We start from the raw sequence: 26,630 nt of genomic DNA, 5'->3' as shown, positions 1-26,630 counted from the left end.
ATGATGAAATTTGCACTTAAGGCAGTAACTCTTGGTATCTTTGCAGCAGGGTCAACTATGGCTATGGCTGAAGATGCTCCATCTTTTTATGGAATCACGGCAACAGGTAATGTAGCCGCGACCACAGACTACCGTTTCCGCGGTGTTACTCAATCTTCAAATAACCCAGCTATTCAAGGTGGGTTCACTTTTTCACACAAGTCAGGGGCTTATTTATCGCTCTGGGGCTCAAGTGTTGATTTTGGTGTAACTGGGAACTCAACAGAAACTGATGTCGCGTTGGGATATACCAATACTTTAAAATTATCCGATACGCTTGCGCCAACGTATGATATCGGTGTAATTCATTATGGTTATATTGGTTCTGGTCATAGTTTTGACCGTAATGGCATAGGTTATGATGGTAAAAATGGTCTAGATTTTAATGAAGTTTACGGTAAATTAACTTTTGCTAATTCTTTACTTAAAGGCGATGCACTCAGTGTAGGTGTGAACTATTCAGATGACTACTGGGCTAATTCTAAGCAGTTCTGGTATTTTAATGTCGGTTATTCAGCACCAATTGCAGACACAGGATTTACTGGACTTGCTTCAGTTGGCTATAACAAATTCAAAAATAAAGAAGCTTTAGCCGTAGTTGGTGGTGGTCCTGGTAAAGATGATAGCTATATCGATTATAAAGTTGGCGTCAACTATAACATTTTAGGTATTGTTGCTGAGTTAGATGTTGTTGGTACAGACATTAGTACTTCAGGCATGACTGATGCACAGAAAAAACCTTACGACACAGGCTTGGTGTTTAGTTTAACTAAAACATTCTAAGTTTGAGTTTTAAAAAAGCGGGTGAGTAACCCGCTTTTTTATTAGTCTTCTATTTCAGAAAGTAACAGTTTTAACTGGTTAAGCTCAATATCCGTAGCTTTAGACAGTGGCTTTCGTGGTAAGCCCGCAGAGACATCTTTTAGTTGTAAACCAGCTTTAATCGTTTTAGGTAAACCACCATTTACAATAAAGCGTAGTAGAGGAAGTTGCTGATAAAATGACTTCTGGGCCTGTTCCAATTCACCATTTTTTACATGTTCAATAAGTTGTTGAGGTCGTTGACCTAACAGGTTTGGTGCTGCTGTACACCAACCGCTTGCTCCAGCACATAAAGCTTCTAAAGCTAGAGGGTTACACCCGTTATAAAAAGGGAGTTCTCCTTTTGATAACTCATAAATTTTATGCATGCGCTGAATATCACCGCTACTTTCTTTTACCATCGTAATATTTGTAATGCTATTAAACATACGCACAATTAACTCTGGAGACATATCAACACCGCTAGTCGCGGGGTTGTTATAAATCATAATTGGTAGTGTAATTTCTTCGGCAATTGCTTGATAATATTCAAAAATCTCTTGGTCTGTTAGCTTCCAATAAGATATAGGAATCACCATAAGTGCATCTGCACCATAGCTTTGCGCGACTTGGGCTTTTTTGATGGCTTGATCAGTGGTGAGTTCTGAAATTCCAATAATGACAGGCACGCGTTTATTAATACTTTCAATTGAAGTTTTTGCGACTAAGCACCATTCATCCCATTCAAGATAAGCACTTTCGCCTGTACTGCCTAAAGGCGCAATTGCGTCGCAGCCGTTTTCAATAAGCAAATCCAGCATCTGTTTTAAAACAGGAAGATTAATGGTGTTGTCATCAGAAAATGGGGTAACAGGATAGCCAATAATGCCGTTTAGTTTCATGGTGGAAATCTCTTTTTAAATACAGTCAGAATGTTTTTTCAAAGCTTTACGTGCGTAGTAGGTAAAGTTCACTTTGTTGCGTTTATCGGTAGAAACCCAGTCATGAGCTTCTTTTGCTAAAGCATGGGGGATGGGCTGGATTTGTCCGGCAGACATGGCTAGCAGTTGCAGTTGAGCTGCTCGTTCAATTAAAAGAGCCAAGTTGCAGGCTTCTTCAATGGTTTTTCCTGTAACCAGTTGGCCATGATGAGACAACAAAACAGCACGGTTTTTACCCAGAGCAGAAGAAATCAAAATACCTTCTTCATTACCTACAGGGACACCTGGCCAATGACCTACAAATGAGCAGTCTTCGTAAAGTGCACAAACGTCCATTTGGGAAATCATAAGTGGAACCTGTAGCATCGATAGGGCTGCTACATGGGTAGGATGAGTATGGATAATGCAGTTCACTTCTGGATGTTCTTTATAAATCCATGTGTGAAAACGATTGGCTGGGTTTGCCATTCCTTCTTGATTGATAGGTTCTAAATCTTGATTCACCTCAAGTAAATTTGAGGCAGTAATTTCATCAAAACCTAAACCAAAACGTTGGGTAATAAAGGACTCTTTATTTTCACTACGGCAGGTAATTTGGCCTGCTAAACCAGCATCATGGCCATGGTCAAATAAAATACGGCAAGTGAGTGCAAGCTTTTGACGATCAGTTAAATCTGAGTTGCTAATCCACTTTTGCATGTTTTGCTGTGCGTATTGCATCAGGTCTTGTTTGTTTACAGCAGCAGTCTTCATCTCTTCTCCAGTCCAGTTGACCAAATTAAGTAGGTGAAGGCAGAATAGAAAATAGCTGGATGAATCAATACATCCAGTTTTTATAAGTTGTATGGTCCAGATGGGGCGAATATGCTAAGACCTTGGCAAGTACATTTTCGTATCGATGAAAGAGAAGAAAAAACGGTTTTTCTAAAACTGACTAACTTGATTAGTCAGGAAATTTTAAGTGGCCGTTTAGTGCAGGGGACGATGCTGCCGGGGTCTCGTAGCTTGTCAAAAGAACTAGGAATTAATCGAAAAACTGTACAAGCAGTATATGAAGAATTAGAAGCACAAGGATGGCTTGTGACCCGTCCCCGAAAAGGCACATTTGTGGCGGATGTTTTGCCAGAAAAACAGCTTCAAATAGAGCCAGTATCTGAGCGAAAAGTTAATGATAAACCAATCACTCAAGAAGTGATTCAACGCCCACATAACGATGGTGTGCCAGATCCGAGGCTTATTCCCTACGAACTATTTTCACGGGCCTATCGTCACGCACTGATTAAAATTACGCAAAACCAGTACATGGGATATGGTGACCCACGAGGGATGGTTGAGCTAAGACAGGCTTTACAACAAATGTTGTCAATGGAACGTTTTATGAATGTTGCTGAAGATGAGATTTGTATTGTACGTGGTAGCCAGATGGGAATTTTTCTTGCCTCTCGAGCATTACCCAATCGGCAGGGAGTTATCGTTGTTGAAGAATTATATTATCCATCTGCTTTTAAAGCATTTCAGTCAAATGGCTTTCAAGTGGTTTCTGTTAAATTAGATGAACAAGGTATTGTCATTGAAGATTTAGAACGGATTTTACAAGAGCATTCTGTAGCTGCCATTTATACAACTCCCCATCATCAATATCCTACAACTGTCACCATGACCATGTCTCGCCGTCTTCAACTCTTAGAGCTTTCAAAAAAATGGGGCTTTTATATTATTGAAGATGACTATGACCACGAATTCCATTATGACAGCCGGCCTATGCCACCCTTAGCAAGTTTGCCTCATTCGGAATTGGTCATTCATGTGGGTTCATTATCAAAGGTGTTTGCACCCGGTATTCGCTTGGGATACGTCGTGGCATCGTCAATAATCATTCAATCGATTACAGAAGATATTCTATTGATTGATCGGCAAGGCAATAACATTACGGAACTTGCTTTAGCAGATTTAATGCAGCGAGGGGAAATCAAGCGGCATATCCGTAAAATGAAAAAAATATATCAACTACGCCGTGACCATGCCTTAGCTGAGTTCCATCGAGTTTTTGTTGAGACTGTTCAGATACAATCACCTGCAGGTGGAATGGCCTTATGGGCGAAATTCCAGAAAGCATTTACTCAAGATCAGCTTATAAAATTAAAAGAACTCAACATTGATACAGAGCAGAAGTTTAAACAGGGGGAGCCTTCTAACCATTGTATCCGTTTTGGCTTTGCTGCTTTATCAGAAAAGGAAATCACTGCTTTAATCGAGAAGCTAAATGAGATTCTTAATAAAAGAACAGTGAACTCATAATCCGCTCTTTTATTTTAAGAAAGTTCACTCTAATTCATTTCTACATTTTTGAATCTCTGAGACAAAGGTAAGCAGAAAGGGAGTAATTTGTGACTTATATTTTTCGGTTTGTAGCATCTCGCTAATTTGTTCAGGAGATTTGCCGATGAGAGAAATCCTTAAAAATAAATCTTCAAAGAAATTGCTACTAACAGTCGACAATACTCTTCTTAAAGAAACTAGCATGTCGTCGCCGCGGCTAGATGCATGAACCAGGACAATAGGTATATCTATAATTTCGGTACGGGAAACCATCCAATCAATTGCATTCTTGAGACCACCTGGAATACAACGGATATATTCTGGACTTGAGATGATAATGCCATCTGCATCAGAAACAGATTTGATGAAATCTTCCACTACAGTAGGCGTTTTTTCTCCTTCATTATCTGGAGAAAAGACAGGCAGATTATTAATATGATCAAAAACTGTCAATTCAATGTCGGACGGTGCTATATCCTTCATTGCTCTTAATAGAGCAGTATTTGTAGATTCTTTTCTTGCACTACCTGAGATAGCCAAAATTTTCATAGCATCCTCTTTACTTCTATTAATACATAGGGAGTAATAAATTCTCTTATTAATAACTTCTATAAATATTAAAAAAGCGGACTTATAATCCGCTGTCTATTTTAAGAATGATTGCCTCGATAAGAGAGCGCTTCTGTAAGATGAGGACTTTGGATCATCTCACTTTGCGCCAAATCGGCAATAGTACGAGCAACCCGTAAAACGCGATGATAAGCACGAGCCGACAGATTCAAACGTTGCTGAGCCATTTCAATCATTCGTTGAGAAGTACTATCAAGTACAGCATATTGCTCAAGTTGTTTGGGTGAAAGTGCTTGATTTAAACAATCTTGTCTTTGCATTTGTTGCTCATAAGCAGAAATCACACGTTGTCGAACACTACTGGAGTCTTCAGCAGGCGTTGGATCTTGCAGTTCCTGAGCTTTTAAAGGCGGTACATCAATATGTAAATCGATACGGTCAAGTAATGGTCCCGATATACGGTTTTGATAGCGCTTGATACTCTCTGGCGAACATTGGCAACGGCTGTCTTGATTAAACGCATAACCACATGGACAAGGGTTCATTGCTGCAATGAGCTGAAAGTTTGCAGGATAAGTAATTTGCCGAGCTGCACGTGAAATAATGATTTCTTTTGACTCAAGCGGCTGACGTAAGACCTCTAGAACTTTTCTGTCAAACTCGGGGAGTTCATCTAAAAACAAAACCCCTAAATGAGATAAGGTAATTTCACCCGGTTTAGGATGTGAACCGCCCCCAACTAGTGCAATCGCTGATGCTGTATGGTGGGGCGCGCGAAATGGACGCTGACCAAAGGTATGCGGTGTATTTGAAATAGAATAAATACTCGCGACTTCAAGCGTTTCCTGATTAGAAAGCGGTGGCAAAATTGAAGGAAGACGTGAAGCGAGTAAAGTCTTACCTGTACCTGGTGGTCCTTTAAAGAGCAGCGAGTGCCCGCCTGCGGCGGCAATTTCTAGTGCGCGACGTGGACGTAGCTGACCTTTTACATCTGCCAGATCAAATTTATAAGGCATTTGGTTTGAGGTCGTTGCAGGTTCAATCGAAGATAGTGATTTTATGCCCAAGAAATGATCACAAACTTCTTTTAAATGGCTCACTGGATAACATTCAAGATTCGGTAAATGGCTAATATCCTGACTGTTATCGAGAGGTAAAAGCATTTTATGCTTGGCCTGTTGACACGCCATTGCCAAAGTTAAAGTGCCTGACACTGGCCTTACATGGCCATCTAAAGCTAATTCACCAATTAATTCAAAATCTTCGGCACAGTTTTCTGGGAGCTGGCCAGATGCAATTAAAATACCTATAGCAATAGGTAAATCTAGACGTGATCCATCTTTGGGCAAATCTGCTGGTGCAAGATTAATGGTCAGCCGTTTTGTTGGAAATTGAAATCCACTATTAATAATGGCTGAGCGAACGCGGTCTTTACTTTCTCTTACCGCCGCCTCTGCTAGGCCGACAATAGTAAGAGAAGGTAAGCCTTGACTCACATGTACCTCGACCTCAATCAAAGGTGCATGTAAACCTAAAAGTCCCCGTGTATAAATTTTAGAAAAAGACATCTTATTGTTCCATTATGGTGCTTCATTTTTAATCGTTGTAAAGTATAAATGCGCTACGTTGGTGCTTATTTTTTATTCTTTAAAGTTTCTTCTAACAAACTTACTTGTTTCTGTAGCTCTTCTAAACGTTGATTGGCTGATTGAAGTGCAGTCTTTTGACGGTCAATCTCTTGTTTGGAAACAAGATCCAACTTTTCGACCGCTTCATTTAATAATGCACGTAAATTTTTTTCCAAATCTTTTTTAGGCTCATCAATTTGTTCCAGAATGGCCTGTAGCAAAGTTTCTAGCATGAAATATCCAAAGTGTTGTATTACCTTATGCTTTACAGTTTAACACTGCTTAAGCGCTGGATATAGGTTTCAATTCTTTTAGTGCAAATAGATCATTAAATCAGCATATAACGCTACTGAAAATTCATTTTATTTTTGATAGCTCATCTACATCTTGCTCACTAAATAGGTTATAAAGAAAGTTCATGCAAAAGATTCATTTCCCTCAACCTTTGAAATATTGGCATGAAAATTGAACATAAAACCTTACTGGTGAAAAGAAGCCGAAGGAAACAAACATGAAGCTTGTAACTGCAATTGTAAAACCGTTTAAATTGGATGACGTGCGTGAAGCACTCTCTGACATTGGTGTACAAGGGATTACCGTAACTGAAGTTAAAGGTTTTGGTCGTCAAAAAGGGCATACTGAACTCTACCGTGGCGCGGAGTATGTGGTTGATTTCTTACCTAAAGTAAAAATCGAGATTGCGATTAGTGATGAAATGGTGGACGCAGTAATTGAATCAATTACACGTGTAGCAAGCACTGGAAAAATCGGCGATGGTAAGATTTTTGTGACTAACCTGGAACAAGTAATCCGTATTCGTACGGGAGAAACTGGACCGGATGCTGTCTAAATTGGCACAAAGCTTGCTGAGTAGAAAATAACTCGCAAATGAGGTTGGGGGACACGAATGAAAAAAATGCTTATGGCGCTCAGTCTATCAGGCGCTCTTTTGGGTGGTACTGCCGTTTGGGCAGAAGAAGCTGTAACAACGCCAACATCGGAAGTTGCGGCTGCATCAACATCTCCAGCTACTGCAACTACTGCAGAAGCACCAGTTGCTGAAACGCCAGCAGCTCCAGCACCGACACCTACTCTTGATACGGGTGATACCTCTTGGATTTTAGTTTCAACCGCATTGGTTCTATTAATGACCATTCCGGGATTGGCATTATTCTATGGCGGTATGGTACGTAAAAAAAATGTACTCAGTACGATGATGTTCAGCCTTTCAGCTGCAATCTTGGTAAGTTTGCTGTGGGTGATTGCTGGTTATTCAATCGCGTTCTCTGGCACAGGTGCATTTTTTGGTGATTTGTCTAAAGCAATGCTAAACGGGGTGGCGTTTGATGCATTAAGTGGGACAATTCCTGAAAGTCTCTTTGTTATTTTCCAAATGACTTTTGCCATTATTACAGTTGCAATCCTTAGCGGTTCTATTGCAGACCGTATGAAGTATTCAGCTTTCATGGTGTTTATTGCAGTTTGGGTGCTCGTTGTCTACGCACCAATTACCCACTGGGTGTGGGCTGCAGATGGCTGGTTATTTAAAGCAGGTGCATTAGATTTTGCTGGTGGTACAGTTGTACATATCAACTCAGGTGTTGCAGGTCTAGTTGCTGCTTACATGCTTGGAAAACGTATTGGCCTTGGCCGCGAATCTATGGCTCCCCATAACCTGACTTTAACTGTAGTGGGTGCAAGCTTACTTTGGGTAGGTTGGTTCGGCTTTAACGGTGGTAGTGCTCTAGGCGCTGGTGCTCGTGCAAGTATGGCAATTTTAGTGACTCAAGTTGCTGCTGCCGCTGCTGCATTCTCTTGGTTAGTTGTTGAACGTATGATCCGTGGTAAAGCATCTGTATTAGGTGGTGCTTCTGGTGCGGTAGCTGGTTTAGTTGTGATTACACCAGCAGCAGGTTTTGTTGGGGTAGGCGGTGCTTTAGTGATGGGCCTTATTGGTGGCGTAGTGTGCTTCTGGGGTATTACAGCACTTAAACGCTTACTTAAAGCCGATGATGCTTTGGATGCGTTTGGTTTGCATGCGGTAGGTGGTATTGTCGGTGCGATTTTAACTGGCGTATTCTACAGTGACGAAATTATTAAAGCAGCCAACGTTGCATTAGCTCCAACATTCGCTGGCCAATTATGGGTACAAATTGAAGGCGTATTAGCAACCATGGTTTACAGTGGTATCGCGACTTTCGTTATTCTTAAAGTGATTGATCTTGTGATTGGTATTCGTGTTAATGCTGATGATGAACGCATGGGTCTAGATTTAAGCCAACATGGCGAACGTATTGAATAATTCGTAATATATCTGCTGTCTTAAAAGAACAGTCTTGGGCTGTGATCAAAGCGATGCTTTGATCTTGCTCAGGACTGTTTTTTTGTCTTATAGAATGCTGGTTCTGTAAGTGTAGAAATTTTGCTACACTAGGTCAAAGTAATCGACCCTATAAATCCGCTATGCATTGTCCATTTTGCAACGCCGCAGATAGTAAAGTCATCGATTCACGTTTAGCCGCCGAAGGCTGTCAGATTCGTCGACGTCGTGAGTGTGTAAGTTGCGGTGAACGTTTTACCACTTTTGAAAGCTATGAAGTGGTAATGCCCCGTGTGATCAAATCGAATGGGAAAAATGAACCTTTCGATGAGGCCAAATTGCGTCGTTCGTTAATGCATGCTTTGCAAAAACGTCCGGTCACACAAGAGCAGATCGAAACAGTTTTAAGTGATATTCAGTTGCAGATTCGCCGTTTAGGTGAGCGTGATGTGAAATCTAGAACAATTGGCGAAATCGTCATGCAATCTTTATTTGCCCTTGACCATGTTGCTTATGTCCGATTTGCCTCTGTCTATCAAGATTTTCAGGATGTTGAAGCATTTCGCCGTCAAATAGAGCAAATGCAGCAACGTGAACACTAATCATTTGAGATTTTTATGTCTGAGTTGAAACAAGATCAGTATTGGATGCAGCAAGCCATTGAACTTGCCAAACGAGGACTATATTCGACCAAGCCTAATCCAAATGTTGGTTGTGTGATTGTCAAAGATGATCAGTTAATTGGACAAGGTTTTCATCCTAAAGCGGGTCAACCACACGCTGAAGTTTTTGCCTTACGTGAGGCGGGTGAATATGCACAAGGTGCAACAGCTTACGTTACGCTTGAACCATGTGCACATTATGGCAGAACCCCTCCTTGTGCCGAAGCATTGGTAAAAGCCCAAGTTAAAAAAGTAGTGGTTGCTTGTCCTGATCCAAATCCATTGGTGGCGGGTAAGGGGGTTCAGATTTTGGAAAATGCTGGAATTGAAGTAGAAGTTGGCATTTGCGAAGATTTAGCATCAAAACTTAATCAAGGTTTTTTAAAGGCAATGTCTACAGGCATGCCTTATGTACGTTTAAAGGTAGCCTCAAGTTTAGATGGGCGTACTGCAATGGCATCGGGTGAGTCGAAGTGGATTACCGGTTCGGCTGCACGCCAAGATGTACAACATTGGCGTGCCATTTCTGGAGCAGTGATTACAGGTATTGAAACTGTGATTGCAGATGATTGTCAGCTTAACGTGCGTTCATTCAATAATTTTGATATCGAGACAGTTGCTCAGCCAAAACGTGTTGTTTTAGATCGCCAAGGACGTTTACCACTTAACGCTAAGATCTTAGAGAATCCTGAAACTGTGATGGTGATGGGGCCTTATCGTCAAGAACTTGCTGATTTAGGCGTGATACAATTAGAAATTCAGCCTTTAAAAATGCTATTACAGACCCTATCTAAGCAACATCAAATTTATGATGTGCTGGTTGAAGCTGGCGCAACATTGTCCACTGCCTTTTTGCAAGAAGGTTTGGTGGATGAATTGATCAGTTATATTGCCCCAACATTATTGGGGAAAAGTGCAAGGGCCATGTTCAATGCAGAATTTGAATATATGGCAGAGCAACTTCGTTTTACACTTCTTGATGTGACACAAATTGATCAAGATATACGCTTAAGGTTAATCCCTACGCAAGAGAAAGTATGAATTCAGAGCCTTCGGTTTATCACAAACGTCGTCATGCAGCCCGTACGACAGACGAATATCTTTTCCATCAGCTTGTGCCGTACTTGGGTAACAAGCGCCGATTGCTCCATCTAATTTTAGAAGCCCTTGAAATTACAGGGACGCTGAATAGCAAGAAAAAGAATCCACCGATTTTTGCCGATTTCTTTGCCGGCAGTGGCGTTGTATCTCGTTTAGCACGTCAAAATGGTTACCGTGTGATTGCGAATGACTGGGAACCTTATAGTCATGCTTTAAATCATGCGATTTTAGCCTGTGTAGATGCACCTGCTTTTAAAGAACTGGGGGGCTATCAAAAGGCAATCGATTATTTAAATCGCTTACCTGAAGTTAAAGGTTGGGTAACGCATAACCTTTGTCCACGTAACGATGATGTATACGATCCAACTCGTGACCGTTTATTCTTTAAACGTCGTAACGGTATGCGTATCGATGCAATTCGTCAGCAGATTGCAACATGGCAGGCACAAGGCGCAATTAATGATGTAGAGATGAGTGCTTTACTTGCGCCATTGCTCTATTCAGCTAGTTTTGTCAGTAACACGAGTGGTGTATTTAAAAGCTTCCACCAAGGGTGGGGCGGACGTACTCAAACTGCGTTAGAACGAATTGAATCATTACTTTGGTTAACACCGAGCCGTTTTTGTGAGATTGGTGATCGCAAACGTCCGGCTGCTGAAATGTGGTGTGTAGATTCACAACATCTAGCAAATCAAATGAGTGGTTTTGAGGTTGATGTTGCCTATCTCGATCCACCATATAACCAGCACGCATATAGTAGTAATTACCACGTTTTAAATGCATTAACTTTATGGGATCAGGTGGATTTACCTTCACCGGATACCAAAGGTTATAAGAGTGGTATTGATAGAGCATGGCGTAAAGAACGCCCAAGTCCATATAACTCTTCTAAACATGCAAAAGATGCGTATGAGAAATTACTTTCAACGATCAATGCACGCTATATTCTGACCAGCTATTCAACTGATGGTAATATCGAGCCGAAAGATTTACTTATGGCCAATCTGGAACGAGGCAAAGTGACCTTGTTAACACAAGATGTTCCGCGTTATCGAGTGAGTAAACAACGACAGTCTGAACGTGCACGCGTGCTTGAGTTTATTGTGATTACTGATACTCATGCTAAGTCAGGACCACCATTACGTCAGTTATTAGGCCAGCTTTACCACTTCGCCGAGCTAGGTGGTGTAGATACCTCAGGCAATAGTACACAGCTCGCACTTTGGTAAGCGCTGCAATTTAAGCAGTGTAAAAAGATTTGGAGATTGAGCCATGTTTACAGGCATCATTGAAAGTTTAGGTAAAGTTGAAAGCCTGCAAAGTGTAGGTGGTGATGTACGTCTACGTATTCAGACTGATCTGGATATGTCTGATGTACATTTGGGTGATTCGATTGCAACCAATGGTATTTGCCTCACAGTGATTGAATGGGGCGATAATTGGTATGCAGCAGATGTTTCTCGTGAAAGTTTAAATCGAACGACTTTAGGTAACTGGAAAGTTGGACAACGTGTCAATGTTGAAAAGGCAATGTTACCGACAACGCGCTTTGGCGGGCACATTGTAAGTGGTCACGTTGATGGTGTAGGTGAAATTACCGTAGTACGTGAAGATGCTCGTTCAATCTATTATGAAGTTACAGCACCGACAGAACTTGCTAAATATTTGGCGGAAAAAGGTTCTGTAACCGTTGACGGAATTAGCTTAACGATTAACCACTTACGTGGAAATATTTTAAGCTTGAATTTGATTCCGCATACCGCAGAACGTACCAATATTGGAACATGGCAAGTAGGCAGTAAGGTCAACCTTGAAGTCGACGTGTTGGCGCGTTATATCGAGCGTTTATTGTTAGGTGATAAAGCAGCTGAACAAAAAACTGAGTCAAATATTAGTATGGCTTTTTTAGCTGAAAATGGTTTTTTAAAATAAAAGCCAGATCATCAAAATAAAAAAACCGGACATATGTTCCGGTTTTTTTATTTTTAAAAATTAATGCTTGGTAAGTGTAACCGAATGTGTGCCAACCCACGGTTTAGTATGCTGAGTGCGTGTAATTGAAAACTCACCTTTTTCCGACGCTCGTGTCAGCAAGATTGAAAGCGAATTAAAGTCGTTATGACTCATATAAAGTTCTTGTGCTGAAAATGTCCATTGCTCACCCTGATTAAGCTGCTCAAGTTGCTTTGAAATCTGATGCGGAATGTCCATTTCTTACCCTCATTAATTATCTTAAAATCACTACTTTCTATTCTCATAATCAATTGATCTACAAGAATAATATTTATGTCTATTTTGTGACATATAGGTGTCAGTTTTATGACAGAAGAAGTTTTAAAACTTTACTTCTCTATTTTTTCATCAGAAAACTTAGAGTTCTTTAAAATGTATTCAATTTCTTCTTGAGCTGCCGAATGTAGTTTGGCTCGGAAAGCCGTTACTGACTCTTCAATTAAGTTTTCAGCTTCAAGTTCTAAACGAATGCGTAAACTTTCAAGCTCAGATAAGATTTGATCATCGGTGATACTAAGTTTTACGCCAGCAGAGTAATTGACGGCTGGGGTTTCAGGGTTTTTCTGATAACGTGCAGTTTGTTCTGCAACTTCTTGTTCTAAATGACTACGTAATGTCTGTAATGTTTCAGTCTGTTCATTAAACTTGCGAATTTCGTCTGCTTGCAACTCCGCAGCATAAGCAGCTTCTGATGCACGTTTATCAGCAAGTGCTTTTTCTAAAGCGAGTTGACGACGGATACGTGCTTGCTCAATAAGCTCTGCCTTAAGATCCGCGTAAGCTTGTTCAATTTTTTGCTGTGATTCTAACTGCGCTTTTTCGTCATTTAAAACCCAAAGCTGAATAGGGGTTTGTGGTTCTAATAAGTCACAAATACGTGCCAGATCCTGTTGATAGGCATGACGGACAGCTTCAGGCGCATTTAACCATCTTTTTTTAAAATCTTGCCCGACATTTAATGCCACCATGCTTCTCCTTTGTTCAACAGTATTTACATTTTAGCGCGTTATAATTTAAAGGTCCGCGGTTCTATACCCAAACGGCGATACATTTTAAATTTTTCTCGGCCAATTTGCTTGGCTGTTTCATTATTTTCAACAATTTCTATAATGTGGCTAAAATGATCAACTTGTTCAAGTGCATGATTGTTAAAATTAAATACTAACAAGCCTTGTTCAAGCGGTTGTTTAGCCGAAATACATACAGCAGCTTCAGCTTGGTCAATGCCATGCGCAATGAAACTTGCAGGGTCGAAATCCCATAATCTTTCATCAAGAGTTTGTTGTAGCTGCACATCTGGGCAATACCACCAGATTTTAGGATGCTTCTGCAAAATCTTTCGGCATAAACGGCAAGCACTATCGACTTGCCGTTCTTCACTGGTTTCAAACAGATAAAAACTAACTTTAGCCATTCGTATTTACACGATTCGCTAAAAATTGCATGAGTAATGGTACTGGGCGACCTGTTGCACCTTTAGCTGGACCAGATAACCACGCTGTTCCTGCTACATCTAAATGAGCCCAACGGTACTCACGTGTAAAGCGCTCAAGGAAACATGCTGCCGTAATTGCACCGCCGTATGGACCGCCGATGTTCGCAATGTCAGCAAATGGTGAATCAAGTAATTCTTGATAATCCTCAATCACTGGCATACGCCATACACGGTCAAATGATTGCTCACCCGCTTGTTGAAGTTCAGCTGCTAAAGCATCATCTGGTGAGAACAAACCACTCAGTACTTTACCTAAAGCGACTACACATGCACCAGTTAATGTTGCGATATCAACCACAACTGCTGGGTTGAAGCGTTTGATATAGGTCAATGTGTCGCACAGTACCAAACGACCTTCTGCATCGGTATTTAAGATTTCAACTGTTTGTCCGCTCATGGTTGTCACAATATCGCCTGGGCGAGTTGCTTTACCTGAAGGCATGTTTTCTGCAGCTGCAATTGCTCCAACGACATGAATAGGAAGTCTTGCCTCGCATAGCGCGCGAATAGTACCTAGTACAGAGGCTGCACCGCACATATCGAACTTCATTTCATCCATGCCTAGGCCTGGTTTTAAAGAAATACCGCCTGTATCAAAAGTAACGCCTTTACCAACAAGCACAACAGGCGCTTGGTCAATTCCAGCTTGGTATTCGAGTGTTACGATACGACCCGGACGTTCAGATCCTTTGCTGACTGCAAGAAAAGCATACATACCTAAATCAGCCATTTGCTGTTCATTTAAGACAGTTACTTTGAGTAAGTCAGGGAATTCTGCAGCTAAAGCTAATGCTTGTTCTGCCAAATATTCAGGGAAGCAAATGTTACCTGGACGGTTTCCAAGGTCACGTGCATACGACTGACCAGACTGTACGGCATGCACTAAAGCCAGTTGTTTTTCATCGAGGCTCGTTGTTGAACTAATTAAATCAACCTGTTGTAACACAAATTCATTTTTTTTCGATTTAAACTCATCATAACCATAAGCTGCTTGAGTTAAGCTTAAAGCGAATAAATAATGGTATTCGACAGGTAACGCAGCAATATCAATTGCGATATGCTTAAATTTATTTTGTGTCGATTTGATAATGGTTTGGGCAAGTTTAGCGAGCTTAACCGCCTGAAGTTCGGCTGTTTTTCCTAAGCCAAGTAATTGGCTATGAGGTTGATTTGAAACCTGACCGAATAAAGGCAGAGTTTCATTGAAGTTGCCTTTGAATTGGGTGGCAGTAAGAACGCTTTCTAGGTTATTGATTTGATATGTGTTGATGTTGCTTTGTAGCTGTTCTGAATCAACTAAAACCCACAAAGATTCATTAGATGTCTGTTCGGGAAAAGTTGTATAAGTTGTAAATTTCATGGCTGCCGTGATTGCCTATAGAAAGTTATGTTGGATTAAAACATTGAAACACTTTCAAGCATAGCGTTGCAATGTGCGGTTTTATATTTTTAACATTCGGGTAAACTAGCACACGTCCCGATTAGCCTTTTGGAAGTATTACTTTGATTATTCGGCGTTATCTCGTCAAGCAAGTTGTCTCTACCTCATTGGTGGTCATTTCTTTACTGACCTTAATCATGATGGGTGGTCGTCTGATCAAATACTTTGGTGTGGCGGCGCAGGGGCGTTTAGATGCCAGTATCTTATTTAGCATCATTGGATATCGTTTACCTGAATTTCTAACACTCATTTTACCATTGGGTTTTTTCATTGGTTTAATGTTGGTGTTTGGTCGTTTATATGTTGACCATGAAATGGCTGTATTAAATGGTAGTGGTGTAAGCCGTCATCAATTAGCACGATTACTCATTCCAATGACGCTTGTTTATATGGTTTTTCAGTCTGTGCTTATGCTCTGGATGACGCCGTGGGGACTACGTGAGTTTGAAAAACTGACAACAACACAAGCTGTTCGGACAGGTTTCGATTTGGTTCGACCAAGAGAGTTTATTTCCTCTGGGCCATATACGATCTATGCAGGTTCATTGTCAGAAGACCGAAAGAATTTGAAGGATATTTTCTTTTATCAACGCGCTGCTAAAGAAGATAAGCCAGATGTTATGATTTTGGCAAAGGAAGCGACTCGTGTAGAAGTTGCAAATGATACCGCCAATGTCGTTGATCTGGTACAAGGTCGTCGCTATGAAATATTCCCGGGACAACCAAAATATACACAAGCAGAGTTTCAGTCTTATCGTCTACGTTTAGAAAATGACAAAGATGTTAAGTTTGAGAGTGGCGATGTAGAAGCACTATCAACAACAAAACTCTTTTCAAAAACGAATGATCCAGTCATCAGAAGTGAGTTGGGATGGCGCTTATTTGGGCCATTCACCATTGTTATTGCGTTAATGCTATCAGTGGCATTGTCTGAGGTGAGCCCACGACAAGGCCGTTATTACCGTCTTATTCCGGCGATTTTTATTTTTTCCAGTCTGATCGTATTAATGATTGCAATCAAGACTCGTATTAGTAAAGAAGAACTCGATATTTGGGCTTATCCTGCCGTGTTGGTTGTGTATGGCGTTGCTGCCGCTTTATTCTCACGTAAGCAGAAGTTGGGACCAAAAATCAAGAAACAGATCAAGCGAGTGAAATTATAATGTTAGCACGTCGAATAGTCGCCAAATATGTGACGAAAACCACTGCGCTTGCGATGTTTGGCACCACAGTTGTTTTGTCCATTCTTCAGGTCTTATTTACATATCTTGGCGAGTTGGGTGAGCTCAAACCAGACTATAACGCATGGCAAGCTCTCGTCTATGTCTTATGGGGAGCTCCTCGCTATCTCTATGAAATTTTACCTATCTCTGCCTTGATTGGTGCTGTGATTGGACTAGGCTCATTGGCAACGAGCAGTGAACTCATTGTTATGCGTTCAGTCGGTGTTAGCTTATGGCGTATTGTTGGTTGGGTTATGCGTTCAGCTTTACTGCTTATTATTTTGTCGTTTGCTTTAAGTGAATGGGTTATTCCTTATACCAATGAAAAAGCACAAAGTGTTAAAAGCCATCGTTCAGTAGCTGCTTTAGGTGAAGTTAAAGGTTATTGGTCACGTGAAGGGCAGCGATTTATCTATATCGACTACGCTAACTCTCAGGGCAATTTAAGAGACATTCAAGTGGTCGACTTTGACCAAAACTATTACTTGCAATCATTAATTAATGCTCAGCAAGGACAGTTTATTAAAAATGGTCAATGGGCTTTGAAAAAAGCTGAACAAATGGATATTTTGGCGGCAGGAAATGCCATCAAAACTGACCATGAAGAGCAATCGCTTGCTTTAGCATTACAGCCTAAATATGTGCATATGGTGACTTTAGATCCTGAAGATTTATCGCCAAGCCAACTGATTAGCTTTATGCGTTATATGGATGAATATAGCCAGGTACCAAAAACGTACCAATTGGCTTTCTGGCAAAAAGTTGCTTCGCCATTTTCACTCATCGCATTAGTTCTCGTGGCGTGTTCTTTTATTTTTGGACCGTTACGCCAACAATCAATGGGTTTTCGTTTGGTGATCGCATTGTTTATTGGTTTGAGTTTCTATTATTTGCAAGATTTCTTGGGCTATGCAAGCTTGGTTTATTCTCCATCTCCAGCATGGTTCGTACTTGTGCCTATCTTGCTAATGTTTGGTGCCGGAAGTTATTTGCTTTACCGCGCTCGCTAGAAATAAGTGATATTTATGGTTTTCATCAATCGCGGATATTGGTGAAAGCCATAGGAATAAATAGAGTCTTGACCGAAAATTCGGTAAGATATTGTGACGAAATTGTAGACAAAAGAGAAATTGATTATGACGGATGCAACTGCTGGCAAGATCCCTCACGTTCTGGTCATTATGGATGGTGTTGGACACCGTGAAGCGATTGAAGATAATGCTTTTCTTGCAGCAAAAACACCAAATTTGGCGGCAATGAAAGCCAAGCATCCGAATAGTCTAATTTCTGGTTCAGGTGAAGATGTTGGATTGCCTGATGGGCAAATGGGGAACTCTGAAGTTGGCCATATGAATCTTGGCGCTGGCCGTGTGTTATATCAAGACTTTACCCGTATTACTAAAGATATCCGTACTGGTGACTTCTTTAAACATGAAGTGTTGATCGACGCTGTTGAAAAAGCCAAAGCTGCTGGCGGTGCTGTCCATATCATGGGGCTACTTTCAGAAGGTGGCGTCCATTCACATGAAGATCATATTGTGGCGATGTGTGAACTTGCATTAAAACGCGGTGCAAAAGTTTATTTGCACGCTTTCCTTGATGGTCGTGATACACCTCCACGCAGTGCTCAGCCGTCTTTAGAAAAATTAGATACATTATTTGCTCAATATCCGGGCCAAGGCCGTATCGCAACTATGATTGGTCGCTACTTTGCAATGGATCGTGACAACCGTTGGGATCGCGTTGAGCAAGCTTATCGCTTGTTAACCGAAGGTGAAGCACTTCGTACTGCACAAACCGCAGTTGAAGGGTTGGGGCTAGCTTATGCAGCCAATGAAAATGATGAGTTTGTAAAAGCGACTCGTATTGGTGATATTGCTAAAGTTCAAGATGGTGATAGTGTTGTATTTATGAATTTCCGTGCTGACCGAGCTCGTGAAATTACTCGCGCATTTGTAGAGAAAGACTTTGCTGGTTTTGAACGTAAAGTTGTACCGAATCTTTCTAAATTTGTGATGTTAACGCGTTATCAGGCAAGCATTGATGCACCAGTTGCCTACATGCCAGAAGCCCTTAAAAATTCATTGGGTGAGTATTTATCTTCTTTAGGTAAAACCCAGTTACGTATTGCCGAAACTGAAAAGTATGCGCATGTAACATTCTTCTTTAGTGGTGGCCGTGAAGATGAATATCCGGGTGAAAAACGTATTTTAATTCCATCTCCAAACGTTGCGACATATGACCTTAAGCCTGAAATGAGTGCTTATGAAGTCACTGATGAGTTGGTTAAAGCGATTAATACGGGTGAATACGACTTATTAGTTGTGAACTACGCAAATGGTGATATGGTCGGACATACAGGTGTATTTGATGCTGCGGTTAAAGCAGTTGAAGCGGTTGATACTTGTTTAGGTCGTGTCTATGAGGCAGTTATGGCGAAAAAAGGCCATATGCTCATTACTGCTGACCATGGTAACGTTGAACAAATGCAAGACTACGAAAGTGGGCAAGTGCATACTCAACATACAACCGAGCTTGTGCCGTTTATCTATGTTGGCCCAACACAAGCAACAATTGCAGAAGGTGGTGTGCTTGCAGATGTAGCACCGACAATTCTCAATTTAATGCAGATTCCTGTTCCTGCCGAAATGCAAGGGCGTAATCTGATTACACTATCTGCATAAGTTAAAGGTGATTGGATGCTGCAACACATTAAATATAAAAAACTTATTGTAAGTATGTTACTGTGTTGCAGCCAATTTGTCTTTGCCGCGCCAGTTGTAAAAGAAAAAATGTCACCTTTGCATTCGGATTCGGAAGAACCGGAACATAGCTATGCAGAGGTGCCGATCGAGTCGATTCAACAGTTTGTGCAAATCTATGGAATCGTTCGAGATAACTACGTTGATGTGAAATCTGACGATGCCTTGTTTCAACAAGCCATAAAAGGGTTGGTGAGTGGGTTAGATCGTTATTCGCGTTATTTATCGGCAGAAGAATATCGCCAACTGATTCAATACACAGAGGGTGATCTTGCATCAGTTGATTTTGCATTAAGCCCTGAATCACATGCTCATAAATGGATGATTCGTGATCTTAAAACCGGTTCTGATTCCTATAAATTAGGTTTGAGAAATGGTCAGACGATTCTCAAAATTGATAACCAAGATTTAAAAAATTTAAACCAAGATCAAGTGCTTGGCCTACTTTACGGTTCTATTGGAAGTACACTTCAAGTACAAGCAGAAGAGCTAAACGGAAACATTAACTTAGTCCGTAATAAAAAAATAGAAACCGATATAGAACCTGTAATGTTACATAATCAGGTGCTCGTACTCAAAATTAGAGTATTCCAACAAGACACTGCTAATGAAATTAAAAGATTAATTGAAGAAAACAGTTCTCCACGTTTAAAGGCTGTTTTAATCGATTTGCGAAACAATCCGGGTGGGTTGTTATCGGCAGCAGTTGAGTCAGCAGATTTATTTTTAAATAACGGAATTATTGTTTCGACCAAAAGCCGTTCGGAAGGTAACCAGCAGTTTCAGGCACTACCTGGCAATGAATTTCAGAATATAAAACTGGGTATATTAATTAATCACCGCTCTGCATCGGCAGCAGAAGTTTTTACTGCGGCCATGAAAGAACACCAGCGTGCTTGGGTGATGGGTGAAAAAAGTTATGGAAAAGGTGTAGTGCAAAAGCTATTTCCTTTGCCAAGTGGGGCGGCTCTACAAATGACAGTCTCACACTACTACACGCCAAATGGCAATATGATTGAAGGTCAGGGTATTCAACCTAACCAGACCTATCCATTGCCTGCAGAAATGAAAGAAGACGTATATTTAGAGCGCGTTGCAGATTTATTCCTAAAGAGAAAGTAATTTTTATACTTCCTCTCCCATTTCGGTATCTAAGCCAAACTTTTTTAGTCGATAGCGCAAAGAACGGAATGTCATTCCTAGTTTTTTAGCTGCCAAAGTTCGATTCCAATGCGTCATATTTAGCGCATTCAGTAAAATATCTTTTTCGATATTTTCTAAGTAACGTTCTAAACCTTCCATTGGAAATTTTGGATGAGTCTGAACAGTCGGTGTTTGATTTTGTTGTTTCGTTACGATTTGCGGACTCACATTACTGCATCTAACAGGAGGCGCTAAGTGTGTTAAATCAATGGACTCATCATCACTTAAAGTAATAGCCCGTTCAATCATATTTCTTAATTCACGAACATTACCTGGGAAGTCTTGCTGCAATAAGTAAGTCTCAGCGCTCGCCGTTAATTGCTTGCTTGAAATTCCCCATTCCGTACAAACCTTTTGAATAAAATGATTGGCCAATAGCAAAATATCTCCACCACGGTCACGCAGTGGCGGCAGCATAATATCCATAACATGAATACGGAAAAATAAGTCCTGACGGAATTTACCTTGTTGAACTAATAAATCTAAGTCTTGGTGACTCGCACTGATTACTCGAAAATCAACATCAATTTCCTGATCTGAACCTACAGGGCGAATCTTTTTCTCTTGTACTGCCCGAAGCAATTTAACTTGCATACTTAAAGGCAATTCGGCAATTTCATCTAAAAATAAACTGCCGCCATGTGCCGATAAAATCAGACCTTGTTTGTCTTGAGTCGCACCAGTAAAGCTCCCTTTTTTATGCCCGAAAAGTTCACTTTCCATGAGCTCAGTTGGGATTGCTCCACAGTTAATTGCAATAAATGGTCCTTCACTGCGGTTGCTTAATCGGTGAATCAGATTAGCAACAACTTCTTTACCCGTACCAGACTCGCCTGTAACAAATACAGGAGCTTGGGAGCGGGCTATTTTTTTAATAGCTGTCCGTAAGTTTTGTATAGGTGGCGAACGCCCAATTAATAAGTCATTTTCTAATGTTGTTTCACCGAACTCATGCTCTGGTTTTGGCTGGTTGAGCGCCTTTTTTAACAATTGATCTAAGTGAATTTGGTTAATAGGTTTGCTGACAAAATCAAAAGCTCCCGCTTTTAATGCTGCAATTGCAATATCCATATTGCCGTATGCAGTTAAGACTGCAATGGGTGTGTGTGGGTAAGTTTGAGAAACATGTTGGACCAATTCTAAACCACTACCGTCGGGTAAGTTTAAATCGGTCAAGCACGCATCGTAATGAAACTGAGTAAAAAGCTGTTTGGCCTGTTCAACCCGATAAGCAAGATGTGTCTTAATCCCCATTCGTGCAAGAGTCATTTGCATTAACAGGCACAAATCTTCTTCATCGTCTACAAGCAAAACGAGTGGTTGCTGTTCTGCCATTTCCCCAAAAACCTAATAAAAAATCAATATATTATTGGGCATTCTATTCTGAAGCATGCCCCTTGTTTTTGCTCTACATAAGTGAGCTTTGCATGGTTTGCCTCACAAAAACTATGAGACAAATATAATCCTAAACCAGTTCCATTAATTTCGGTACTAAAAAATGGTTTAAATAATTGAGATATATCACGTTTTGAAACACCTTCACCGTAATCGATCACATCAATATAAATTTTATTTGTTTGTGAATGGATATTGATCAGAACATAGGGAGAGTCGGGTGCATTGTGGCGTAGAGCATTCCTAACAAGGTTAATGAGGACTTGTCTGAGTTGCTTTTCATCAAACAATAGCTTTAAGGATAAATCAGAACTTTTAAGCTGGATCGTATGTTTAACATCAGATAAATCTTCATCTAATAACGTTTTTATGAAGTCGTTTAATTCGATCTGGATTGGGTACGTTCTTTCACTGCGGGCAAGTCCTAACGTATCTTGAACAATACTATCAATGCGTTTCGTTTGCTTGCCAATCATATTGCGTAAAGTATTTTGCTGCTCCACATCACTATCTTTGAGTAATTCATTTGCTTGAACAATGGCTGCAAGAGGATTGCGGATTTCATGTGCAATACTTGCTGAGAGTTGCCCTAAAGCGGCAAGTTTGAGTTGTTGAGCTTGCTGATTAATCTGCTGTGCATCTTGTAAGATAAGTAGTGTTAATGCTTGTTGTGGTACTAAAAGATGCTGCACTTTAATATTAATAGAGTAGGCCGAAAGCCGAGACTCAAAAATAAATCGATCACCTTCTTTTAGGTTATTAAACTTAAGAATTTCAAATAAGTCAGCATGCCATTTTGCTAAGGGATATTTTTCACTAGCAAATTGAGGGGGAATTCCTAAAAGAGAGCAGGCGGCTGGGTTACTTAAAACAATGTCGTAGTCTTCATCTAGAACTAAATAACCTTCTTCAATTTGTTCCAAAATATAGCGGTTAATATTTTGTAGTTGATAGAGTTCTATTGATTGGTGGAAAGTCAGCGCCTCAAGTAACTTAAAGCGCTGAACTGCAATTTGCCCGATGCCATGTACTACAAAAAACAAGAAGGCCAATAAAGCGCTATTACCAATCGTATTTAAATTATTGTAGTCAAATAAACTGCCAACGAAGCGTTGGTAAATAACCGCAATGACTGCAAGTAATGTAATGAGTAACGACATTCTTGCGCTAAGTAAAATGGCCGAAGTAAATATGGCAATAACATAGAGCAAGCTGAGTTGAAGATTTGGTTCACCTACAGAAAATGTAAGTAAACTCAGGCAAATAACATCAACTACAAAAAATAAAATGAGCTGCCTTGTTGCCTGAGTGGCAATAAACTTAAAGCATAAAAGTTGAATAAGGCTTAAGAGCGAATAGCCGAGTAGTGTGTAAGAATATAAAGTGGGTTGTTGTAGACTATTGTCGATTTGAGCATCGGTTAAAACCAAAATAATATTCAGGCTAACCGCAATAATAAGGCGATATAAACCATACCACGTGCCCAAACGAAATATCGTATGGGACAAGGATGAGTTTACGGGAAATTGCATGTAAGTCTGATTAAGGCTTGATCAGACCGTAACGAATCGCGAGATGAGTTAGTTTAACATCACTATCAATGGCTAGCTTTTCAAAAATACGGTAGCGGTAAGTATTCACTGTTTTAACACTTACAAAAAGTTTGTCTGCAATTTCTTGAGCGCTAATACAATTTACAACCATCATTGCAACTTGCATTTCTCGTTCAGAGAGAGAATCAAAAGGCGATTGCTGCGTATCGGATAAATAAGAACTTGCTAATTGCTCCGCAATATCGGCACTAAAGTATTTGCCACCTTGCATCACTTTATTAATCGCCCGAACCATTTCGGTAATTGGAGCACCTTTGGTGATGTAGCCTTTAGCTCCTGCTTTAAGCAAAAGAGAAGGGTAAGGTTCTTCTGCTAAGCCACTGACTGCAATCACTTTTGTATCTGGTGCTGTTTGCAGTAAACGGCGGGTTGTTTCTACGCCGCCGATGCCAGGCATATTGACATCAAGTAGCACAACTTGAGGATGTTTCTGACGAACAATAGCAATTGCTTCTTCACCCGATTCGGCTTGTCCAATGACCTCTACATCGGCATGATCTTCTAACATACGGCAGATACCTGTACGTACAAGTTCATGGTCATCCACAACTAAAACTGTAATCAAGAAGACCTCCTTTCTTTCAAAAAACAAGTTTTTTGTTACATAAAGCAAAATTAGCTTGCAATGGAATGACAAAATTAGCAATCCTATTCTTATATAGTGAGCGAATAGTTGTGCACAATTGTGTCGGTAAAAGCGTTATACCTTATACCTCAAATGTAAGGCATAATTATAGTAAGCGCAAATGTGTATCACCCTGAGTCGAGTATTGTGCCGTGAAAAATTCTAAAAAGTCTTTAATGCATGTGCTAAGCATGTCTATTTTGCTTAGTTTGAGTTCAACAAGCTTTGCAGAACTCGTCAATAACCCGTCCTCAGGGAATAGTGGTACTGCAAGCTTAAATTGGTCAGCAGCGGATGCTAGCCAATTTTTAAATGATGAAGATGACGAACCTACTCCGCAAGGTTCAACATCGGTAACCACAACTTTGCGTGGTGGTAGCGCACCTAAAATTGTAGCATCTGCACCGAAGATTGCTCCAATCCGTGATACGTCTGGTTACAATGCCCAGCCGAGTGTAAGTGCTCGAGCTGCACTTGTGATGGACGCGCAAACTGGTGAAGTGCTCTACAGTAAAAATACTAACGCTTCTGTGCCAATTGCATCTATTACAAAGGTGATGACAGCGGTTGTAACGGCAGATGCCCGTTTAAACATGTCAGAAGAAATTACACTTGAGCAAATTGATTTTGCTGGTGCAGGTGGTAAAAACTCAAGTTCAACCTTACGTGTTGGTGACAAGATGAACCGTGCAGAAGTTCTTCTGTTCGCTCTAATGAAGTCAGAAAACCCAGCAGCAGCAGCTTTAGCACGTACTTATCCGGGTGGGCGTCCTGCATTCGTAGCTGCAATGAATGCTAAAGCTCGTGCCTTGGGTATGAGTTCGACTCACTATTATGAGTCAACTGGTTTAGATCCGCGTAATGTGTCTTCAGCACGTGACTTAGGAATTTTGGTAAGTACAGCTTCTCAATATGGCTTTATTCGTCAATTCTCAACCACACCGACTTATGATTTTAACTTGGGTTATCGCGTGTTGAAATCTAATAATACCAATGCTCTAGTGCGTAATGGTGGTTGGAATATTAACTTGTCTAAAACTGGATATATTAATGAAGCAGGTCGCTGTGTTGTAATGCACACGACTGTAAATTCACGTCCAGCAGTCATTGTATTACTTGGTGAACCAAGTACACAGGCACGTAATAATGATGCAACTAACTTATTGGGTTGGTTAAGTAATTTACCAAAACGTATTTAATTTAAATATTCAAAAAACGCTTCTATTAAGAAGCGTTTTTTTATGGTTATAAAAAGACATAAAAAAACGGCTGTTTAAAACAGCCGTTTTTGAAAAATCAGATCTTACATATTAGATAAAATCGAATCTTTTACTTGGTCCATTGTTGCATCAATTGACAACATCACTGCATCAGCACATTGTTTGATTGCAGTGTCAGGATCTTTCAAGCCATTACCAGTTACTGTACATACAATTACAGAACCTTCAGCAATTTTACCCGCTTTAATATCACGGATCGCACCGCCGATAGAAGCAGCAGACGCTGGCTCAACAAATACGCCTTCATACATAGAAAGTAAGCGTTGAGCTTCTAAAATTTCGCTGTCTTGAAGTTCATCAAACCAGCCTTTAGAGTCACGTACTACAGCTTTTGCATGGTTCCAGCTTTGTGGATTACCAATACGGATTGCAGTTGCAACAGTTTCAGGGCTTTCAACTGGAGCGCCACGCAAGAATGGAGCTGCGCCAGAAGCTTGGTAACCCACCATTGTTGGTAAACCTTCAGGTTTTGGGCCAGTGAATTGATCAGTTGCAGCATCATAAATCACTTGTTCAAACTGATCAGCAGGTTGGTTTGCTACAGCTTCGGTATAACCCATCCAGTGAGCTGTGATGTTACCTGCATTACCTACAGGTAAGCAGTGGTAATCAGGTGCACGACCTAGAGCTTCAACGATTTCATAAGCAATAGTCTTTTGACCTTGCAAACGGTAAGGATTGATTGAGTTTACAATCGTTACAGGCGCTTGATCAGCAACTTCTTTTACAAGACGCATACCATCATCGAAGTTACCACGAATTTGCATAGTGATCGCACCATACATCATCGCTTGTGCCATTTTACCCATTGCAATTTTGCCTTCTGGAATCAAAACAAATGCTTTGATACCTGCGCGTGCAGCATAGGCAGCAGCAGCAGCAGAAGTGTTACCAGTAGATGCACAGATAATCGCTTTAGAGCCTTCTTCAACCGCTTTGGTTACAGCCATGGTCATACCACGGTCTTTAAATGAACCAGTTGGGTTTAAACCCTCGTATTTCACATAAATTTCAATATCTTTGCCAATAATACGTGGAATATTCTCAAGTTTAATGAGTGGGGTGTTGCCTTCACCCAAAGAGATAGCACGAGTAGTTGCCGAAACTGGCAAACGGTCACGATAACGATCTACAAGACCAGTATAACGATTGGCATTAGACATGATGGTGTTCCAATTAGAGGTGAAGCGGGAGAGGGA

At 40.6% G+C, this 26,630-nt stretch carries 26 protein-coding genes; 13 read left to right on the top strand and 13 right to left on the bottom strand.

What is annotated here, in order from left to right; all coding sequences use genetic code 11:
* On the top strand, positions 1-822 hold the full coding sequence (locus J663_RS17370; RefSeq protein WP_033851261.1) for a TorF family putative porin: 822 nt from the start codon (positions 1-3) through the stop codon (positions 820-822).
* A 41-nt stretch (positions 823-863) separates the two neighbouring features.
* Here J663_RS17370 and J663_RS17365 read toward each other — a convergent pair whose 3' ends face one another.
* A complete protein-coding gene (locus J663_RS17365; RefSeq protein ID WP_033851259.1) occupies positions 864-1,742 on the bottom strand; it encodes a dihydrodipicolinate synthase family protein in 879 nt (292 codons plus the stop codon).
* A gap of 15 nt (positions 1,743-1,757) precedes the next feature.
* Entirely contained in the window at positions 1,758-2,534 is a 777-nt protein-coding gene (locus tag J663_RS17360) for an aldolase (RefSeq protein WP_033851257.1), read from the bottom strand.
* Positions 2,535-2,645: 111 nt separating this feature from the next.
* Here J663_RS17360 and J663_RS17355 point away from each other — a divergent pair, with 111 nt between their 5' ends.
* On the top strand, positions 2,646-4,079 hold the full coding sequence (locus J663_RS17355) for a PLP-dependent aminotransferase family protein (protein WP_033851255.1): 1,434 nt from the start codon (positions 2,646-2,648) through the stop codon (positions 4,077-4,079).
* 24 nt (positions 4,080-4,103) lie between these two features.
* On the opposite strand, the gene J663_RS17350 is transcribed toward J663_RS17355, so the two are convergent.
* From J663_RS17350 to J663_RS17340, 3 genes are all read right to left on the bottom strand, one after another.
* Positions 4,104-4,649: an NADPH-dependent FMN reductase gene (locus J663_RS17350; protein ID WP_005065691.1), complete on the bottom strand. Its 546-nt coding sequence runs from the start codon at positions 4,647-4,649 to the stop codon at positions 4,104-4,106.
* A 101-nt stretch (positions 4,650-4,750) separates the two neighbouring features.
* Positions 4,751-6,238, bottom strand: a complete 1,488-nt coding sequence (locus tag J663_RS17345) for a YifB family Mg chelatase-like AAA ATPase (protein WP_033851253.1) — start codon at positions 6,236-6,238, stop codon at positions 4,751-4,753.
* 65 nt (positions 6,239-6,303) lie between these two features.
* A complete protein-coding gene (locus J663_RS17340; protein ID WP_002121136.1) occupies positions 6,304-6,531 on the bottom strand; it encodes an accessory factor UbiK family protein in 228 nt (75 codons plus the stop codon).
* Positions 6,532-6,809: 278 nt separating this feature from the next.
* On the opposite strand from J663_RS17340, the gene glnK reads away from it, so the two are divergent.
* The 6 genes from glnK to J663_RS17310 all read left to right on the top strand — a co-directional run bounded on the left by glnK (position 6,810) and on the right by J663_RS17310 (position 12,313).
* Positions 6,810-7,148, top strand: coding sequence for a P-II family nitrogen regulator (glnK, locus tag J663_RS17335; protein WP_000780326.1), 339 nt, complete (start codon positions 6,810-6,812; stop codon positions 7,146-7,148).
* Between the two features lie 57 nt (positions 7,149-7,205).
* Positions 7,206-8,600: an ammonium transporter gene (locus tag J663_RS17330; RefSeq protein WP_014208166.1), complete on the top strand. Its 1,395-nt coding sequence runs from the start codon at positions 7,206-7,208 to the stop codon at positions 8,598-8,600.
* Positions 8,601-8,761: 161 nt separating this feature from the next.
* Positions 8,762-9,220 (top strand): transcriptional regulator NrdR, encoded by a 459-nt coding sequence (nrdR, locus tag J663_RS17325; protein WP_000543541.1) that lies wholly within the window; start codon positions 8,762-8,764, stop codon positions 9,218-9,220.
* A 15-nt stretch (positions 9,221-9,235) separates the two neighbouring features.
* Positions 9,236-10,321 (top strand): bifunctional diaminohydroxyphosphoribosylaminopyrimidine deaminase/5-amino-6-(5-phosphoribosylamino)uracil reductase RibD, encoded by a 1,086-nt coding sequence (gene ribD, locus J663_RS17320; protein ID WP_033851249.1) that lies wholly within the window; start codon positions 9,236-9,238, stop codon positions 10,319-10,321.
* The gene (locus J663_RS17315; protein WP_002121221.1) at positions 10,318-11,610 is read left to right on the top strand and encodes a DNA adenine methylase; all 1,293 of its coding nucleotides are present in this window, start codon (positions 10,318-10,320) and stop codon (positions 11,608-11,610) included. The genes ribD and J663_RS17315 overlap by 4 nt, the downstream gene beginning before the upstream one ends.
* Before the next feature lie 43 nt (positions 11,611-11,653).
* Positions 11,654-12,313, top strand: a complete 660-nt coding sequence (locus tag J663_RS17310; protein WP_002121149.1) for a riboflavin synthase — start codon at positions 11,654-11,656, stop codon at positions 12,311-12,313.
* Positions 12,314-12,373: 60 nt separating this feature from the next.
* Here J663_RS17310 and J663_RS17305 read toward each other — a convergent pair whose 3' ends face one another.
* From J663_RS17305 to J663_RS17290, 4 genes are all read right to left on the bottom strand, one after another.
* The gene (locus tag J663_RS17305; RefSeq protein ID WP_002121224.1) at positions 12,374-12,592 is read right to left on the bottom strand and encodes a hypothetical protein; all 219 of its coding nucleotides are present in this window, start codon (positions 12,590-12,592) and stop codon (positions 12,374-12,376) included.
* A gap of 131 nt (positions 12,593-12,723) precedes the next feature.
* Entirely contained in the window at positions 12,724-13,362 is a 639-nt protein-coding gene (locus J663_RS17300; protein WP_002121184.1) for a hypothetical protein, read from the bottom strand.
* 38 nt (positions 13,363-13,400) lie between these two features.
* Positions 13,401-13,808 carry a DNA polymerase III subunit chi gene (locus J663_RS17295; protein WP_002121193.1) on the bottom strand — a complete coding sequence of 136 codons (408 nt, stop codon included), beginning with the start codon at positions 13,806-13,808 and terminating at the stop codon, positions 13,401-13,403.
* On the bottom strand, positions 13,801-15,249 hold the full coding sequence (locus tag J663_RS17290) for a leucyl aminopeptidase (RefSeq protein WP_033851247.1): 1,449 nt from the start codon (positions 15,247-15,249) through the stop codon (positions 13,801-13,803). The genes J663_RS17295 and J663_RS17290 overlap by 8 nt, the downstream gene beginning before the upstream one ends.
* A gap of 143 nt (positions 15,250-15,392) precedes the next feature.
* Here J663_RS17290 and lptF point away from each other — a divergent pair, with 143 nt between their 5' ends.
* The 4 genes from lptF (at position 15,393) to J663_RS17270 (ending at position 20,437) form a co-directional block, all read left to right on the top strand.
* Complete coding sequence (gene lptF, locus J663_RS17285; protein ID WP_002121169.1) at positions 15,393-16,493, top strand: LPS export ABC transporter permease LptF; 1,101 nt, start codon at positions 15,393-15,395, stop codon at positions 16,491-16,493.
* The gene (gene lptG / locus J663_RS17280; protein ID WP_002121203.1) at positions 16,493-17,563 is read left to right on the top strand and encodes an LPS export ABC transporter permease LptG; all 1,071 of its coding nucleotides are present in this window, start codon (positions 16,493-16,495) and stop codon (positions 17,561-17,563) included. The genes lptF and lptG overlap by 1 nt, the downstream gene beginning before the upstream one ends.
* A gap of 126 nt (positions 17,564-17,689) precedes the next feature.
* Positions 17,690-19,237, top strand: coding sequence for a 2,3-bisphosphoglycerate-independent phosphoglycerate mutase (gpmI, locus tag J663_RS17275; RefSeq protein ID WP_033851245.1), 1,548 nt, complete (start codon positions 17,690-17,692; stop codon positions 19,235-19,237).
* 15 nt (positions 19,238-19,252) lie between these two features.
* On the top strand, positions 19,253-20,437 hold the full coding sequence (locus J663_RS17270; RefSeq protein WP_033851244.1) for a S41 family peptidase: 1,185 nt from the start codon (positions 19,253-19,255) through the stop codon (positions 20,435-20,437).
* Between the two features lie 3 nt (positions 20,438-20,440).
* Here J663_RS17270 and J663_RS17265 read toward each other — a convergent pair whose 3' ends face one another.
* From J663_RS17265 to J663_RS17255, 3 genes are read right to left on the bottom strand one after another with little or no spacing between them, the layout of a single operon-like run.
* Positions 20,441-21,853, bottom strand: coding sequence for a sigma-54-dependent transcriptional regulator (locus J663_RS17265; RefSeq protein WP_033851242.1), 1,413 nt, complete (start codon positions 21,851-21,853; stop codon positions 20,441-20,443).
* Positions 21,854-21,876: 23 nt separating this feature from the next.
* Entirely contained in the window at positions 21,877-23,445 is a 1,569-nt protein-coding gene (locus tag J663_RS17260; RefSeq protein ID WP_033851240.1) for a sensor histidine kinase, read from the bottom strand.
* Between the two features lie 10 nt (positions 23,446-23,455).
* Positions 23,456-24,091 carry a response regulator gene (locus J663_RS17255; protein WP_002121174.1) on the bottom strand — a complete coding sequence of 212 codons (636 nt, stop codon included), beginning with the start codon at positions 24,089-24,091 and terminating at the stop codon, positions 23,456-23,458.
* Between the two features lie 212 nt (positions 24,092-24,303).
* Here J663_RS17255 and pbpG point away from each other — a divergent pair, with 212 nt between their 5' ends.
* A complete protein-coding gene (pbpG, locus tag J663_RS17250; RefSeq protein ID WP_155762408.1) occupies positions 24,304-25,350 on the top strand; it encodes a D-alanyl-D-alanine endopeptidase PBP7/8 in 1,047 nt (348 codons plus the stop codon).
* A gap of 104 nt (positions 25,351-25,454) precedes the next feature.
* On the opposite strand, the gene thrC is transcribed toward pbpG, so the two are convergent.
* On the bottom strand, positions 25,455-26,594 hold the full coding sequence (gene thrC, locus J663_RS17245; RefSeq protein ID WP_033851238.1) for a threonine synthase: 1,140 nt from the start codon (positions 26,592-26,594) through the stop codon (positions 25,455-25,457).
* Between the last annotated feature and the right edge of the window lie 36 nt (positions 26,595-26,630).

This window comes from Acinetobacter sp. 826659 (assembly GCF_000588515.1).
GTDB lineage: Bacteria > Pseudomonadota > Gammaproteobacteria > Pseudomonadales > Moraxellaceae > Acinetobacter > Acinetobacter pittii.
This window is presented reverse-complemented; position numbering and strand designations above follow the sequence as displayed.

Coding starts and splice junctions, on each gene's coding strand:
- J663_RS17340 (WP_002121136.1), bottom strand. CDS start 6,531: ATGCTAGAAACTTTGCTACAGGCCATTCTGGAACAAATTGATGAGCCT.
- J663_RS17270 (WP_033851244.1), top strand. CDS start 19,253: ATGCTGCAACACATTAAATATAAAAAACTTATTGTAAGTATGTTACTG.
- J663_RS17310 (WP_002121149.1), top strand. CDS start 11,654: ATGTTTACAGGCATCATTGAAAGTTTAGGTAAAGTTGAAAGCCTGCAA.
- J663_RS17350 (WP_005065691.1), bottom strand. CDS start 4,649: ATGAAAATTTTGGCTATCTCAGGTAGTGCAAGAAAAGAATCTACAAAT.
- J663_RS17300 (WP_002121184.1), bottom strand. CDS start 13,362: ATGGTGGCATTAAATGTCGGGCAAGATTTTAAAAAAAGATGGTTAAAT.
- J663_RS17365 (WP_033851259.1), bottom strand. CDS start 1,742: ATGAAACTAAACGGCATTATTGGCTATCCTGTTACCCCATTTTCTGAT.
- J663_RS17295 (WP_002121193.1), bottom strand. CDS start 13,808: ATGGCTAAAGTTAGTTTTTATCTGTTTGAAACCAGTGAAGAACGGCAA.
- glnK (WP_000780326.1), top strand. CDS start 6,810: ATGAAGCTTGTAACTGCAATTGTAAAACCGTTTAAATTGGATGACGTG.
- J663_RS17355 (WP_033851255.1), top strand. CDS start 2,646: ATGCTAAGACCTTGGCAAGTACATTTTCGTATCGATGAAAGAGAAGAA.
- J663_RS17330 (WP_014208166.1), top strand. CDS start 7,206: ATGAAAAAAATGCTTATGGCGCTCAGTCTATCAGGCGCTCTTTTGGGT.
- J663_RS17265 (WP_033851242.1), bottom strand. CDS start 21,853: ATGGCAGAACAGCAACCACTCGTTTTGCTTGTAGACGATGAAGAAGAT.
- J663_RS17360 (WP_033851257.1), bottom strand. CDS start 2,534: ATGAAGACTGCTGCTGTAAACAAACAAGACCTGATGCAATACGCACAG.
- J663_RS17345 (WP_033851253.1), bottom strand. CDS start 6,238: ATGTCTTTTTCTAAAATTTATACACGGGGACTTTTAGGTTTACATGCA.
- thrC (WP_033851238.1), bottom strand. CDS start 26,594: ATGTCTAATGCCAATCGTTATACTGGTCTTGTAGATCGTTATCGTGAC.
- J663_RS17260 (WP_033851240.1), bottom strand. CDS start 23,445: ATGCAATTTCCCGTAAACTCATCCTTGTCCCATACGATATTTCGTTTG.
- J663_RS17370 (WP_033851261.1), top strand. CDS start 1: ATGATGAAATTTGCACTTAAGGCAGTAACTCTTGGTATCTTTGCAGCA.
- J663_RS17290 (WP_033851247.1), bottom strand. CDS start 15,249: ATGAAATTTACAACTTATACAACTTTTCCCGAACAGACATCTAATGAA.
- nrdR (WP_000543541.1), top strand. CDS start 8,762: ATGCATTGTCCATTTTGCAACGCCGCAGATAGTAAAGTCATCGATTCA.
- lptG (WP_002121203.1), top strand. CDS start 16,493: ATGTTAGCACGTCGAATAGTCGCCAAATATGTGACGAAAACCACTGCG.
- J663_RS17305 (WP_002121224.1), bottom strand. CDS start 12,592: ATGGACATTCCGCATCAGATTTCAAAGCAACTTGAGCAGCTTAATCAG.
- J663_RS17315 (WP_002121221.1), top strand. CDS start 10,318: ATGAATTCAGAGCCTTCGGTTTATCACAAACGTCGTCATGCAGCCCGT.
- ribD (WP_033851249.1), top strand. CDS start 9,236: ATGTCTGAGTTGAAACAAGATCAGTATTGGATGCAGCAAGCCATTGAA.
- gpmI (WP_033851245.1), top strand. CDS start 17,690: ATGACGGATGCAACTGCTGGCAAGATCCCTCACGTTCTGGTCATTATG.